The following is a 14496-nucleotide window of genomic DNA, read 5'->3' as shown; positions in this document are numbered from 1 at the left end:
CAACATCAGCTTGCCAAGCTTTCGACGCGCTGCGCCAACTGCTTGCAGAGCCTCTGTACCTGCTGCTCGTCATGTCCTTCAACCATGACGCGAATCAACGGCTCGGTGCCCGAGGCACGCAGCAATACCCGCCCTCGATCACCCAGCTCTGCCTCCACATCAGCAACTGCCGCCTGCAACGCGGCGTCACTCAGGTCAAAGGCACCCGCTGTACGAACATTTATCATCACTTGCGGCAACATTTGCAGCGGCGCGCGCAAGATGGAGAGCGAAGCGGATTGTGTCTGCATGGCTTTCAGTACTTGCAGCGCAGCCACTACGCCGTCGCCGGTGGTACTCACATCCGAGCAAATAATATGCCCCGAATTTTCACCACCCAGCGAGAAGCCTCGCTCATTCATTAATGCCTTCACGTAACGATCGCCGACGTTGGCGCGCTCAAAGGGAATACCAAGCTCGCCAAGCGCGAGCTCCAAGCCCAGGTTGGACATAAGTGTTCCCGCCACACCATCACAGCGACCCGTGCGGCGGTGTTGATCAGCGGCAATGATGTACAGCAATTCATCGCCATCGACCAGTTCGCCATTGCTGTCGACAAACAATACGCGATCGCCATCGCCATCAAAGGCAATACCCAAATCTGCCTTCTCTGCCACCACGCGCTCGCACAGCGCCTTGGGGTCGGTCGAGCCATATCCGGCGTTAATATTTAAGCCATCCGGCGCTGCACCAATAACTACGAGTTCGGCCCCCAGCTCGGCAAACACCGCTGGCGCCACATGATAGGTCGCGCCGTGGGCGCAATCCAAAACCAGTTTAAGGCCGCTCAGGGAAAGGTCGGAGCCGACCGTCGATTTGCAGTATTCAATATAGCGACCCGCTGCATCATCTATGCGCTTGACCTTGCCCAGCGCCGACGAGTCGACGGTGGTCATCGGCAGGTCCATCGCCGCTTCGATTGCACTTTCAAGCGCATCGGGCAACTTACTGCCTTCAGCCGAAAAGAACTTGATACCGTTGTCGTAATACGGATTGTGGCTGGCACTAATAACAATTCCTGCGCGCCCCTTAAAAGTACGGGTCAGATAGGCAATCGCCGGCGTTGGCATTGGCCCCAGCAAACGCACATCTACGCCAGCCGCCACCAAGCCCGCTTCAAGCGCGGACTCAAACATATACCCCGAAATCCGCGTGTCCTTACCAATTAACACTCGGCTGCGACCTTCTTTTGCGAACACCTGGCCAACCGCCCAGCCCAGTTTCAGAACAAACTCGGGAGTGATGGGAAACTCCCCCACTCGACCGCGCACACCATCAGTGCCGAAATACTTTCTTGTCATTATCAGAATCCTTTTAGCGCTGCGGCGACGGCTAAGGCATCGGCCGTTTCAGCGATATCGTGGGCACGAATGATGGCCGCGCCGCGCTCGGCGGCGAGAGCAGCCAGGGTGATACTACCGGGCATACGATCAGCAACTGCTCGTCCGGTAATATCGCCCACCATAGACTTGCGCGACACTCCCACCAACACCGGATAACCCCAGGCGCACAATTCCGGCAGGCGGCGGAACAAGGCCAGGTTGTGGGCTAGCGTCTTACCAAAGCCAAAACCGGGGTCCAGCAGTAAGCGCTCCGCTGGTATTCCCGCGTCGGCGCAGGCGGCTATGCGTTCACGCAAGAAGGCCTCTACCTCAGTGACGACATCCTCGTACTGCGGTTGACGCTGCATATCACCCGGTTCGCCACGCATATGCATCAAACAAACCGGCAGGCCTGAGTCGGCAGCCGCCGCTAGCGCGCCCTCGCGACGCAAAGCCCGCACATCATTGATCAGCCCAGCCCCCGCCGAAGCCGATTCGGCGATCACAGAAGCCGTGCTGGTATCCACCGAAATCACCACATCAAATCGCCGCGCAACCGCTTCTACCGCGGGCAGCACACGCGCCACCTCCTCCGCCTCGGAAATCGGCGCCGCGCCGGGGCGCGTTGATTCACCACCAATATCAATCATAGTGGCACCGGCGCGCAGCGCCGCATCAACCTGGTTCAGCAAGGTATCGAGGTGCAAACCGCCATCACGGAAATAGCGCCCGCCATCGGAGAACGAATCGGGAGTGACATTGATTACCGCCATTAACTGCGGTTTCGAGAGGTCTAAAACGCGATCGCCACAGCTCAGCTGTGGCGATTCGGGAATCTTCAATAAAGCCATCGGGATCAGTGATCGCTTACCGAATCAACAAAGGGGTCTTCGGGGCCGCGCTTGCGTGGCTGCTCGGCGTCGTCTTCCGCTTCGTCATCCACCACCGGGCGCTGTTGGCCGCCGCGACGATTTTGGTCGTCGTCCCAGCCCGCTGGGCTGCGCGGCTTGCGCCCCGCCATAATGTCATCGATCTGCTTGGCATCGATGGTTTCGTACATCATCAATGCTTCAGCCATCATATCCAGCTTGCTGCGATTTTCTTCCAAAATGCTCTGCGCCTTGGCATAGCACTCATCGATGATGCGTCGTACTTCCTCATCGATCTGTCTGGCTGTCTCGCCGGAGACACCCTTACCAGGCTGAGCGGCAGAGCGACCCAAAAAGACTTCTTCGTCAGCATCGTCGTACATCAGTGGGCCCATTTTTTCTGACAGGCCCCACTTCGTTACCATTTTGCGCGCGATGTCGGTGGCGCGCTGAATATCGTTCGACGCCCCGGTAGTGACGCCGTCGGCACCCAGCGTCATCTCCTCAGCGATACGACCGCCAAACAGCGAGCATATCTGGCTGATAATGTGGCGACGGCTCAGGCTGTAGCGATCTTCCTCTGGCAAGAACATGGTCACACCCAGGGCGCGCCCACGCGGAATAATACTCACCTTGTAAACGGGATCGTGCTCAGGCACAACGCGGCCAACAATGGCATGCCCGGCCTCGTGGTAAGCGGTATTGAGCTTTTCCTTCTCCGACATCACCATCGATTTGCGCTCGGCGCCCATCATGATCTTGTCTTTGGCCAGGTCAAACTGCTCCATCGTCACCAGGCGCGAATTTGCCCGCGCGGCAAACAGCGCCGCCTCGTTTGCCAGGTTCGCCAGATCAGCACCCGAGAAACCCGGTGTACCGCGAGCAATAACCGCGGCATCCACATCGTCACCGACCGGCAATTTGCGCATATGTACTTTCAGGATTTGTTCACGCCCGCGAATATCGGGCAGGCCAACCACGACCTGTCGGTCAAAACGCCCGGGGCGCAGCAAGGCCGGGTCAAGCACATCGGGGCGGTTCGTCGCGGCAATAACGATAACGCCGTCATTAACTTCAAAACCGTCCATCTCAACCAGCAGCTGGTTCAGGGTTTGCTCACGCTCATCGTGACCACCGCCCATACCGGCACCACGGTGACGGCCGACGGCGTCGATCTCATCGATAAAGATAATGCAGGGCGCTTGTTTTTTGGCCTGCTCAAACATGTCCCGCACACGCGAAGCACCCACACCGACGAACATCTCGACAAAGTCTGAACCGGAAATCGAGAAGAAGGGGACTTTTGCCTCACCGGCAATCGCCTTGGCAAGCAGGGTTTTACCCGTTCCCGGGGGGCCCACCATCAATACGCCGCGAGGGATACGGCCGCCTAAACGCTGGAATTTTCCGGGGTCGCGCAGGAACTCAACCAACTCCTGAACGTCTTCTTTGGCCTCATCGACACCAGCAACGTCAGCAAAGGTGGTTTTAATCTGGTCTTCACTCAGCAGTCTGGCCTTACTTTTGCCAAACGCCATCGGGCCGCCTTTGCCGCCACCCGCGCCACCCTGCATCTGGCGCATGAAAAACATAAAGATCGCGAGAATAATTAAAATCGGGAAGCTGGCGACCAGCAATTGCGTCCACAGGCTTTGCTGCTCAGGCTTGCGCCCTTCTACAACAACATTGTGTTCCAGCAGGTCGTCAATCAGCTTGGGATCATCGAGCAAGGGACGAACGGTTTCGAACCGGCTATTATCGTTACGCTGGCCGCTAATGACTAAGCCATCGATCACCACCTTTTGCACACGCTCGTTTTGCACCTCAGTAATAAACTGGGAGTAATTGAGCTGCTCAGTAGGCGATTGCACGCTGAAGTTATTAAATACTGTCAGCAACACTGCGGCGATAACCAGCCACAATAATAAATTTTTAGCCATGTCGTTCAAAAACCGATCCTCATATCGCACGCTGCACAAAGCCAGGTGGCCAGGCGCACAGTCCTAGACCCCACTCTACTACAGAAATTCCACGCTCTCTACGAACAAATGGCCGCAGCACCATTAGGCCTTGAGGCCACGCCCCAGCAAATAAACTTCACGCGAGCGCGGCCGCGATGCCGCGGGCTTGCGCGTTATCACCTTGTCAAAGCGGCTGCGCATGTCTCGAAAATACGCCTCGAAGCCTTCGCCCTGGAATATCTTTGTTACGAAATCGCCACCAGGGCGGAGCACATGAGCCGCCATATCAAGGGCCAGCTCACATAAATACATAGAGCGGGGCTGATCCACGTCCTTCACTCCACTCATATTGGGGGCCATATCGGAAATTACAAGGTCGGCCCGCTGATCGCCCAGCGCGGCGAGCAGCTCGTTGAATACCGACTCTTCGGTAAAATCACCCTGAATAAACTCAACGCCAGCCAGTGTATCCATCGGCAGAATATCTGAGGCCAATACACGCCCCCGGTCACCCACCAGTTCGGCCGCTACCTGGGACCAGCCACCCGGCGCGCAGCCCAGATCAACAACACACATCCCAGGCTTTATCAGACGGTCTTTTTCTTGAATTTCCAGTAACTTATAACAGGCGCGCGAGCGATAGCCCTCCTTTTGGGAGCGCTTCACGTAGTGGTCATCAAAGTGCTCTTTCAGCCATGCACCACTAGAAGAAGATCGTTTTGCCACCGCATTTCCCTTTTTTGTATGTAAACGGGCCAAGGCCCAAAACGGGCGTATCGCTAACAGTATACCTTTCCCGTACAATAACGCTCCCGTAAACCAACACGGCTAGATACTTATGGAAGCACTCACCGCCAGCGACAAAAAACATCTGCGCAGCATTGGCCACAAACTCAACCCTGTTGTGATGATTGGCGACCGAGGCTTGAGTGAAGGTGTGGAGCAGGAACTGGAGCGGGCCCTGGAGGACCACGAACTGATCAAGGTCAAAGTCAATGTTGCCGATCCAGGCGAGCGGCGCGAATTGATCGATCAACTGTGCGAGGGAAGCCGCGCACAGCTAGTACAGGCTATCGGTAAAATAGCGCTGGTCTACCGCGCCGCGAAAAAGCCCAACCCGCGCCTGTCAAACTTGCTGCGCGCCTAAATCGGCGCGCTGTGCGGCGCTACTCTGCGAGGTGTTGCACCTGGTCGATTTCGTATTCGATGTCGCCACCGGGGGCAGCAACTACCGCCACATCACCCTCTTCCTTACCGATCAAGGCGCGCGCAATCGGCGACGTAACAGAGATCTTACCCGCCTTCACGTCGGCCTCGTCCTCACCAACAATGCGGTAGGTTACTTCTTCGTCAGTGTCGCAATTGATCAGCGACACAGTGGTGCCGAAAATCACCTTGCCGGTACAGGGAATTGTGGTGATATCAATCACCCGCACATTGGATAGCTTGCTTTCAATTTCCTGAATACGACCTTCACAGAAACCCTGCTGCTCACGCGCAGCATGGTATTCGGCGTTTTCTTTCAAGTCGCCGTGCTCACGGGCCTCGGCAATCGCCTGAGTAATGCGAGGGCGATCAACCGTTTTCAGGCGCTTGAGCTCATCGCGCAACGCCTGCTCACCGGCCACCGTCATCGGGGTTTGCTGACTCATTTTACCAACTCCTCATGCACATCCTGCAGGCGACGCACCGTACGCTCAGCGCCGAATACCAGCGCCTGGCAAATGGCTTCCGCCCCCGCCAGCGTCGTGGTGTAGCTCACCTTATTCTGCAGAGCAGAGCGGCGAATCAGCGATGAATCGGCAATCGCCTGCTTACCTTCAGTGGTATTGATAATCAGATCAATATCGCCATTTTTGACCATATCGACAATATGCGGACGCCCTTCCATTACCTTGTTCACGCGTTGGCAAGCCAGGCCCGCATCGGCCAGGACTTTGTGCGTTCCGCGAGTCGCGCACAGCTCAAAGCCCAACTCCAGCAACTGCTTCGCTACCGCAACAGCGCCCGCCTTATCTGGGTCACGCACCGAGATAAAGGCACGACCTTCGGTTGGGAAGACTTCGCCAGCACCGCGAGCCGCCTTAGAGAAGGCCTCTGCGAAGCTTTCGCCCAAGCCCATAACCTCGCCCGTCGACTTCATTTCGGGCCCGAGAATCGGGTCGACACCGGGGAATTTATTGAAGGGGAAAACCGCCTCTTTCACCGAGTAGTAATCGGGCACGCGCTCGGCGGTAAAGTTTTGCTCAGCAAGGCTGGTACCCGCCATGCAGCGCGCGGCCACCTTGGCCAAAGACAGACCAATACACTTGGAAACGAAGGGCACGGTACGCGAAGCGCGCGGGTTGACCTCGATCACGTAGATCTCGCCATCCTGCACTGCCAGCTGCACGTTCATCAGGCCGACAACGCCAAGCTCCAAGGCCATGCGCTTGACCATTTCGCGCATTTTGTCCTGCGTTTCGGCATCGAGCGAATATGGCGGCAGCGAACACGCCGAGTCACCCGAGTGAACACCCGCCTGCTCGATGTGCTGCATAATGGCGCCAATCACCACCTGCTTGCCGTCTGACACGGCATCGAGGTCGACCTCTACTGCCGCATTAAGGAAGTGATCCAGCAGTACCGGCGACTCGTTGGACACCTTCACTGCTTCGCGCATGTAGCGCTCCAGTTCTTCCTCTTTGTAGACAATCTCCATGGCGCGACCACCCAATACATACGATGGGCGAACAACCAATGGATAGCCAATTTTCTGCGCAGCGGCCAATGCCGCCTCTTCAGAACGCACCGTAGTGTTGGGAGGCTGCTTGAGGTTCAGGCGCTCAATCATTTGCTGGAAGCGCTCGCGGTCTTCAGCACGGTCAATCGCCTCAGGGCTGGTACCAATAATCGGCACGCCGGCAGCTTCGAGGTCGCGGGCCAGCTTAAGTGGCGTCTGCCCACCAAACTGCACGATCACGCCCTTGGGCTTTTCTTTCGCCACAATCTCCAGCACATCTTCAAGCGTTACTGGCTCGAAATACAGGCGGTCGGAAATATCGTAGTCGGTAGAAACCGTCTCGGGGTTACAGTTCACCATAATGGTTTCGTAACCGTCTTCGCGCATGGCCAATGCCGCGTGCACGCAGCAATAGTCAAACTCGATGCCCTGACCGATGCGGTTTGGACCGCCACCGATAACCAGAATTTTTTCGCGCTCGCTTGGCTGGGCTTCGCACTCTTCCTCGTAGGTTGAGTACATATACGCCGTAGATGTAGCGAACTCTGCCGCACAGGTATCCACCCGCTTGTACACCGGCAATACGCCCAGTGCGTGACGGCGGGCGCGCAATTGCCGCTCACTCACTGCCAGCAGCACGGACAAGCGCTGATCGCTGAAACCTTTGCGCTTGAGGCGACGCATAAGCGCTTCGTCAATATCCGACAGCGCCACCTTCTTCAGGGCGTTTTCAGACTTAACAATGTCTTCAATCTGCACCAGGAACCAGGGGTCGATCCACGAGTGCTCGTACACCTCTTCCACCGACATGCCAGCACGGAAAGCATCAGCCACATACCAAATGCGCTCGGGACCGGGGTTGGTCAGCTCGGCAATCAACACATCGCGAGCATCGTCGCGATCAACATCAATCTTGTGCTCGAAGCCGGCAGAGCCTACTTCCAGACCACGTAGTGCCTTTTGCACAGACTCCTGGAAGGTGCGGCCAATCGCCATCACCTCTCCGACCGACTTCATCTGCGTATGCAGCTTGGTCTGTGCTTCGCCGAACTTTTCAAAGGTAAAGCGCGGAATCTTGGTCACGACATAGTCGATGCTCGGCTCAAATGACGCAGGCGTTGCGCCGCCGGTAATGTCGTTTTGCAGCTCATCGAGGGTGTAACCCACCGCCAACTTGGCAGCGACTTTAGCAATTGGGAAGCCGGTGGCCTTCGAGGCCAATGCCGATGAACGAGACACCCGCGGGTTCATCTCAATCACCACCAGGCGGCCGTCTTTCGGGTTCATACCAAACTGGACGTTCGAACCGCCCGTTTCAACACCAATCTCACGCAGCACCGCGCAAGAGGCATTTCGCATGATTTGATATTCTTTATCCGTCAGCGTTTGCGCGGGGGCAACGGTAATCGAGTCACCGGTGTGCACACCCATCGGGTCGAAGTTTTCGATGGCACAAATGATGATGCAGTTGTCATTGCGATCACGCACCACCTCCATTTCAAACTCTTTCCAGCCGATCAGGCTCTCATCGATCAACAGCTCGTTGGTGGGCGACAAATCCAAGCCGCGGGTACAAATCTCCACGTACTCTTCTTTGTTATAGGCAATACCACCGCCGCTGCCGCCCATTGTGAACGACGGACGAATAATCGCCGGAAAACCGATGGAGTCGAGAACTTGCAGCGCCTCTTCCATGCTGTGTGCAATCGCAGAGCGCGGCGTTTCCAGGCCGATACGCTTCATCGCTTGATCGAACAACTGGCGATCTTCGGCCATGTCGATGGCGTCTTTCTTGGCGCCGATCATCTCTACGCCGTACTTCTCCAGTACGCCTTCGCGATCCAGGTCCAGCGCACAGTTCAACGCTGTCTGCCCACCCATTGTTGGCAGCAGTACATCGGGGCGCTCTTTCTCGATGATTTTTTCAACAGTCTGCCAGGCAATCGGCTCAATGTAGGTGGCATCAGCCATTGCCGGGTCGGTCATGATGGTGGCCGGGTTGGAGTTCACCAGAATAACGCGATAACCCTCTTCGCGCAGCGCCTTACAGGCTTGCGCACCGGAGTAGTCAAACTCACAGGCCTGGCCGATGACAATCGGGCCGGCACCCAGGATCAAAATGGATTCTATGTCGGTTCTTTTGGGCATGTTGTCTCCGCTTTACGCTCAGCGAGAGCGGCTACTGCCGCCCCCGGTTGCGCAGGACGCAATCCGATAGTCTCAACCGGCCTTCTTGGCCTGGATTAACTCAATAAAGTGGTCAAACAAGGGCGCAATATCATGCGGCCCCGGGCTAGCTTCTGGGTGTCCCTGGAAGCCAAACGCAGGTTTGTCATTGCGCTCAACCCCCTGCAAGGAGCCATCAAACAGCGACTTGTGGGTCACCGTCATGGTCGCCGGCAAGCTGTCTTCATCAACGGCAAAGCCGTGGTTCTGACTGGTGATGTGTACCACCTTGGTTTTTAAGTCCTGAACCGGATGGTTGGCGCCGTGGTGGCCGAACTTCATCTTCATGGTCTTTGCACCTGATGCCAACGATAGCAGCTGGTGCCCCAGGCAGATGCCGAAGACCGGCAAGTCGGCGTCGAGAATGTCTTTGATCGCAGCGATGGCGTAGTCACAGGGCTCTGGATCGCCCGGGCCATTGGACAGGAAGACCCCATCGGGATTCATCGCCAGTACATCAGCTGCTGGCGTGGTTGCAGGCACCACGGTGAGGCGACAGCCGCGGTCGGCCAACATGCGCAAAATATTGCGCTTTACGCCGAAGTCATAGGCAACAACATGGTGAGGCAAGTCGTCATCGCCCAGGACTTTATGACCCTCGCCCAGCTGCCATGTGCTTTCGCGCCACTCATAGCGCTCGGCAGTGGTCACTTCTTTCGCCAGATCCATGCCTTTCAGGCCTGCAAAGCCCTTTGCCAATTCCAGTGCTTTGGCTTCATCTTCCGCGCCGAGGTCATCACCGGCCAGCAGACAGCCACCCTGAGCACCCTTGTCGCGCAGAATACGCGTCAGGCGGCGGGTATCTATCTCGGCGATGCCGACTATATTGCGCGCGCGCAGATAGTCAGACAGGCTTTGCTCGCTGCGGAAACTGCTCGCCAACATGGGCAAATCGCGAATAACCAAGCCCGCAGACCAAATTTCTGCCGCTTCTTCGTCTTCTGAGTTAACGCCGGTATTGCCGATATGGGGATAGGTCAGCGTCACGATCTGACGCGCGTAGGAGGGATCGGTGAGAATCTCCTGATAACCCGTCATGGCGGTATTGAACACCACCTCCCCAACCGAGTGCCCGTGCGCACCGATTGCAACACCCCGAAAAATACTGCCGTCTTCTAGGGCGAGTATGGCTGTAACCGTCAAGATAACCTCCTGGATCAGACTTGCGGCCGAGAGTCACCGCCGACAGCCGTCGGAACGATAACCAGGGAACCACAGAGGAAAATACGCGTGCAAAAAAGCGAGATGCGGTGAATCCCCATCTCGCTTTTTTACGGGGTCTCGGGTGATTAAACCCGGCGCCCAAATCTGAAAAGAAATTTTACGCGAAGTTGGCAGCAGAATCCACCGCGACCGACACGCTCACGGTGTAACTATTACCCTTTGAGAGCCGCGACCATCTCCGCGGGCGCATCGACAGCACGCCCCAGCTCGGGAGAAACCACCAGATGGGCCGTTTTCGCCACCGCCACCGCGCGGCCGGAGCTCACATCGCTGACTCGGTAGGCGATATCAAAACCGCAGCGATGAAAGTCGCTGGCGGCAACGTCAAAGCGCAATACCTCACCGTAATGAGCTTCGCTTAAGTAGCGCACCGCCATATCTGCATTCACCATACCCAGGCCATCGTCACGACCACCCTCGCGAACACTGCGACTTGCCAGGAAGCGCCCGCGCGCCTCGTTGAGCAAACTCACCAAGGCATCGTTACCCAGGTGATTGCCGGCGTTAATATGGCTGCGCAACAACGCAATATCGGTGCTGAACGGGAAGACCTCGGGCACCGCAAACTCTAGCTTTGCCATTGACTTAATCCGCTTTCAGGCCGAGCACATCCTGCATATCGTAGCGGCCGGCGGCCTGCGACTTCAGCCACGCCGCCGCCCGCACGGCACCGCGCGCGAATGACATTCTGGAGCTGGCCTTGTGCGTAATTTCAACGCGCTCGCCCTCGGCGGAAAACATCACCGTGTGATCGCCAACAATATCGCCGGCACGCACCGTGGCAAAGCCAATGGTTTCGCGCTCGCGAGCCCCGGTTTGTCCCTCCCGGCCATACACAGCGACTTTATCAAGGTCGCGTCCCAGGGCATCGGCAACAACCTGCCCCATGCTCAGCGCAGTACCCGAGGGCGCATCAACTTTGTGGCGATGGTGAGCCTCATAAACCTCGATATCAACATCGTCACCCAGTACGCGGGCCGCCATATCCAACAGCTTGAAACAGAGATTCACCCCGGTACTGAAGTTGGAAGCCTGGCACACCGCTATCGGCGCAATAAGGCGCTCTAACTCGGCTTTTTGCCCAGCATCAAAGCCGGTTGTGCCAATGACCATGCCCTTGCCTGCCTTTGCACACACCTCGGCATTAGCCAGGGTAGCCAGTGGCGCGGTGAAGTCGATCAGCACATCAAAATCATCAACAACTGCAGCAATATCGGCGCCCACCAGCACGCCGCACTTACCCAAGCCCGCCAGCTCACCGGCGTCGGCACCAATCAAGCTGCTTTCCGGGCGCTCCAATGCGGCGCTAAGCTCGCAGCCCTCGGCCACGCTTATCGCCTCTATCAAGGTTTTACCCATGCGCCCCGCAGCGCCCGTCACAGCAATTTTTACAGTCATGATTTACCCAGTTGATTACCTAATTCTTCTAGCTCTGGCGACGCCTCTGCCAAAGCCATATCTTTTACACTTTTCTCGGCCAGTACCGACGACACCGCATCATCAATATTCTTGCGCACTGCCTCTACCCCGGTAACCGCCCTACGCGGTCGCGCCGCGGAGACAAAACCCTCGCCCCCTTCATTGCGCACCGCCTCCAGCACTTCTTGCAGGCGCACTTTTTCCAGAGGCGCATTGGGCAGGTAGCGCGGCGGATCATCGCTGTTTTCAGTGATAAGACCAGCCCGGGTCAATGCGCGAAGCACCCGCGTTACGCCCTGAATCTGCACCCGCAACCGCAGCACATAGTCCGAGGCCGACATCGGCCGACGCCCTTCATAATAGCGCTGCGCCAGCACCGCCATAATATTTAACGCCAAATCTTCCTGCTGGCGAATACTCATATCGCCGCTGCGCTTGGAAGGGACGACATATTCGGGATGTTGCACATAAAAAGCAACACTGCTGCCCACCAGCAGGATCAGCCAACTGATGTACATCCACATCATAAACAGGATCAATATCGCAAAGCCGGAGTAGATCGCATAGGTACCGCTGTCGCTCGCCGACACCACCACGCTACCAAAGCCCCACCCCAGACTCTGGAACAACACCCCCGACACCAACCCCGCCATCGCGCCCGCGCGGAATGTCACTCGCGTGTTGGGAATAAACATATAAAAGAAGGTAAACGCGGCGATAATCATGATGTACGGCGCCGCCTTGGTGAGTAGTGATACCACGTGGGTCACAAAGGGCAGGTATTCACTCGCCTCCTGCACCGCGCGGCCACTCAATACGCTGGCAGACAGACCGATCGCCGAAAACACCAACAAAGGGCCGATCAGCATGACACTGCCATAGTCGGCAAAGCGTCGACCAATACTGCGATGCTGCTCCAGGCGCCAGATATAGTTAAACGTTCCCTCAATCTTTTGAATCAGCGAGATCGCGGTGTAAAACAGCAGCGCAATACCGAAGGTTCCCAGCACACCGATCTTCACATTGTCGATAAAGCCAATGATCTTTTGAGTGATCTCCACACCCTGCTCACCCATCGGCGCCAGGAACTGCAGCATGATAGGCTCCAGCTGCTTGTTGTGCATGCCAAAGGCCTTCAACACAGAAAAGCTCACCGCCAGCATCGGCACCAGAGAAAGCAGCGTGGTATACACCAAACTCATCGCCCGCAGCGTGAGCTCGCCTTTGGCCAGGTCATCCAACACCACATACACGTAACGCAAGATATGCACGCACCGGCGCCGCCAAGGGCTGTAATTGGCAACCTCCGGCGACCAAAGCGACTCAGCAACAAAGCGATTGAGGGTTTTTTCCATAGTGTGTCGTCCAACCCGGATACCAGGGTCTCAGGATGGAGAAAAATGCGAGGCAAGTCGAGGGGAGGCCGCCCTCCCCTCAACTATTTACAGCTTCATGTCGTCAAAGAAGTCTTTAACCCCGTCAAACCAGCTTTTCTTGCGCGGTGACTGCTTGTCATCGCCATCCAGCGTTGACTGGAACTCTTGCAGCAGCTCCTTTTGGCGCTTGCTCAGCGATACCGGCGTTTCAACAACCACCTTACAGATCAAGTCACCAGTGCTGCCACCACGAACCGGCGTAATCCCCTTGCCGCGCAGGCGGAAAGACTTACCCGTTTGCGTCTCGGCGGGAATCTTCAGTTTTACGCGGCCATCAAGGGTGGGCACGTCCAGCTCGCCACCGAGCGCCGCGTCGGCAAAACCAATGGGCACTTCGCAGTGAAGGTGCTTGCCATCGCGCTTGAAAATGGGGTGTGGACGCACTGACATTTGCACATACAAATCGCCAGCGGGGCCGCCGTCGGGGCTAGCCTCGCCCTCGCCGCTCAGGCGAATGCGGTCGCCAGTATCAACGCCGGGCGGCACTTTCACCGACAGCGTCTTAGTTTCCTCTACCCGGCCCTGGCCATGACAGTCATTACACGGGTCGGAAATAATCGTCCCGCTACCCCGGCAATTGGGGCAGGTTTGCTGCACAGCAAAGAAGCCCTGCTGCATGCGCACCTGACCCACGCCATTACAGGTTCCGCAGGTAAGCGGCGTCGAGCCTTTCTTGGCACCGCTGCCGTCACAGGTTTTACACGACACCAGAGTCGGAATACGGATTTTCGCCGTTGTTCCGCGCACCGCTTGCTCAAGATCGATCTCAAGCGTGTAGCGCAGATCCGCGCCGCGCTGCGGGCCACGCTGACGTCCCCCGCCACCGCCGCCAAAGATATCGCCAAAAACATCGCCAAAGATGTCGCTGAAGCCAGCGCCACCTGCGCCGCCACCGAAACCTCCGGCACCGCCACCTACCGCGTCGTGACCAAAGCGGTCATACGCTGAGCGTTTCTCAGAATCCGACAGCACCTCGTAGGCCTCTGTCGCCTCTTTGAAAATATCTTCCGCCTTGGGGTCATCCGGGTTGCGGTCCGGGTGATTCTTCATGGCGATACGGCGATAGGCTTTTTTAATTTCCTTCTCGTCCGAATCTCGGGACACGCCCAGTATTTCGTAGTAATCGCGTTTTGACATCGTCTCGCTTCACGCTGTGTTGGGCGCAGACAAACCCCGCAAGCCCAGTAAAAATTCAATCTCTCATCACACGCGAAACGGGAGCGGGCCAAACGCCCTGCAAAACCCTAAGGTTTTAGCGCCTCCCTTCTCCCGTTCACG

General features: G+C 57.0%; 12 protein-coding genes. 1 reads left to right on the top strand and 11 read right to left on the bottom strand.

Features of this window, described 5'->3' with window-relative positions:
• Window positions 1–5: 5 nt before the first annotated feature.
• The 4 genes from glmM to rlmE form a co-directional block, all read right to left on the bottom strand.
• Window positions 6–1340, bottom strand: coding sequence for a phosphoglucosamine mutase (gene glmM / locus B3K78_RS00755; RefSeq protein WP_286693935.1), 1335 nt, complete (start codon window positions 1338–1340; stop codon window positions 6–8).
• A 2-nt stretch (window positions 1341–1342) separates the two neighbouring features.
• Window positions 1343–2212 (bottom strand): dihydropteroate synthase, encoded by an 870-nt coding sequence (folP, locus tag B3K78_RS00750; protein WP_286693934.1) that lies wholly within the window; start codon window positions 2210–2212, stop codon window positions 1343–1345.
• Between the two features lie 5 nt (window positions 2213–2217).
• Window positions 2218–4170: an ATP-dependent zinc metalloprotease FtsH gene (gene ftsH, locus B3K78_RS00745; RefSeq protein WP_286693933.1), complete on the bottom strand. Its 1953-nt coding sequence runs from the start codon at window positions 4168–4170 to the stop codon at window positions 2218–2220.
• Between the two features lie 123 nt (window positions 4171–4293).
• Window positions 4294–4917 (bottom strand): 23S rRNA (uridine(2552)-2'-O)-methyltransferase RlmE, encoded by a 624-nt coding sequence (gene rlmE, locus B3K78_RS00740; protein ID WP_204996149.1) that lies wholly within the window; start codon window positions 4915–4917, stop codon window positions 4294–4296.
• Between the two features lie 112 nt (window positions 4918–5029).
• On the opposite strand from rlmE, the gene yhbY reads away from it, so the two are divergent.
• The gene (yhbY, locus tag B3K78_RS00735) at window positions 5030–5338 is read left to right on the top strand and encodes a ribosome assembly RNA-binding protein YhbY (RefSeq protein ID WP_286693932.1); all 309 of its coding nucleotides are present in this window, start codon (window positions 5030–5032) and stop codon (window positions 5336–5338) included.
• A gap of 19 nt (window positions 5339–5357) precedes the next feature.
• Here the strand turns inward: yhbY and greA are convergent, their stop codons facing one another.
• The 7 genes from greA to dnaJ form a co-directional block, all read right to left on the bottom strand.
• Window positions 5358–5843, bottom strand: coding sequence for a transcription elongation factor GreA (greA, locus tag B3K78_RS00730; protein ID WP_286693931.1), 486 nt, complete (start codon window positions 5841–5843; stop codon window positions 5358–5360).
• Complete coding sequence (gene carB, locus B3K78_RS00725; RefSeq protein ID WP_204996146.1) at window positions 5840–9061, bottom strand: carbamoyl-phosphate synthase large subunit; 3222 nt, start codon at window positions 9059–9061, stop codon at window positions 5840–5842. The genes greA and carB overlap by 4 nt, the downstream gene beginning before the upstream one ends.
• 72 nt (window positions 9062–9133) lie before the next feature.
• Window positions 9134–10282: a glutamine-hydrolyzing carbamoyl-phosphate synthase small subunit gene (carA, locus tag B3K78_RS00720; RefSeq protein WP_204996145.1), complete on the bottom strand. Its 1149-nt coding sequence runs from the start codon at window positions 10280–10282 to the stop codon at window positions 9134–9136.
• A gap of 233 nt (window positions 10283–10515) precedes the next feature.
• Window positions 10516–10944: an acyl-CoA thioesterase gene (locus B3K78_RS00715; protein WP_286693930.1), complete on the bottom strand. Its 429-nt coding sequence runs from the start codon at window positions 10942–10944 to the stop codon at window positions 10516–10518.
• A 4-nt stretch (window positions 10945–10948) separates the two neighbouring features.
• The gene (dapB, locus tag B3K78_RS00710; protein WP_286693929.1) at window positions 10949–11761 is read right to left on the bottom strand and encodes a 4-hydroxy-tetrahydrodipicolinate reductase; all 813 of its coding nucleotides are present in this window, start codon (window positions 11759–11761) and stop codon (window positions 10949–10951) included.
• Entirely contained in the window at window positions 11758–13137 is a 1380-nt protein-coding gene (locus tag B3K78_RS00705) for a YihY/virulence factor BrkB family protein (RefSeq protein WP_286693928.1), read from the bottom strand. Before B3K78_RS00705 ends, dapB begins: the two co-directional genes overlap by 4 nt.
• An 87-nt stretch (window positions 13138–13224) precedes the next feature.
• Window positions 13225–14355: a molecular chaperone DnaJ gene (dnaJ, locus tag B3K78_RS00700; RefSeq protein ID WP_027874165.1), complete on the bottom strand. Its 1131-nt coding sequence runs from the start codon at window positions 14353–14355 to the stop codon at window positions 13225–13227.
• Between the last annotated feature and the right edge of the window lie 141 nt (window positions 14356–14496).

Origin of the sequence: Spongiibacter sp. UBA1325 (assembly GCF_002306875.1) — a bacterium.
Taxonomy (GTDB): Bacteria; Pseudomonadota; Gammaproteobacteria; order Pseudomonadales; family Spongiibacteraceae; genus Spongiibacter; species Spongiibacter marinus.
This window is presented reverse-complemented; position numbering and strand designations above follow the sequence as displayed.

Bases quoted from the DNA above. Each gene is read 5' to 3' on its own strand.
- glmM (WP_286693935.1), bottom strand. From the start codon at position 1,340: ATGACAAGAAAGTATTTCGGCACTGATGGTGTGCGCGGTCGAGTGGGG.
- folP (WP_286693934.1), bottom strand. From the start codon at position 2,212: ATGGCTTTATTGAAGATTCCCGAATCGCCACAGCTGAGCTGTGGCGAT.
- ftsH (WP_286693933.1), bottom strand. From the start codon at position 4,170: ATGGCTAAAAATTTATTATTGTGGCTGGTTATCGCCGCAGTGTTGCTG.
- yhbY (WP_286693932.1), top strand. From the start codon at position 5,030: ATGGAAGCACTCACCGCCAGCGACAAAAAACATCTGCGCAGCATTGGC.
- greA (WP_286693931.1), bottom strand. From the start codon at position 5,843: ATGAGTCAGCAAACCCCGATGACGGTGGCCGGTGAGCAGGCGTTGCGC.
- carB (WP_204996146.1), bottom strand. From the start codon at position 9,061: ATGCCCAAAAGAACCGACATAGAATCCATTTTGATCCTGGGTGCCGGC.
- B3K78_RS00715 (WP_286693930.1), bottom strand. From the start codon at position 10,944: ATGGCAAAGCTAGAGTTTGCGGTGCCCGAGGTCTTCCCGTTCAGCACC.
- dapB (WP_286693929.1), bottom strand. From the start codon at position 11,761: ATGACTGTAAAAATTGCTGTGACGGGCGCTGCGGGGCGCATGGGTAAA.
- B3K78_RS00705 (WP_286693928.1), bottom strand. From the start codon at position 13,137: ATGGAAAAAACCCTCAATCGCTTTGTTGCTGAGTCGCTTTGGTCGCCG.
- dnaJ (WP_027874165.1), bottom strand. From the start codon at position 14,355: ATGTCAAAACGCGATTACTACGAAATACTGGGCGTGTCCCGAGATTCG.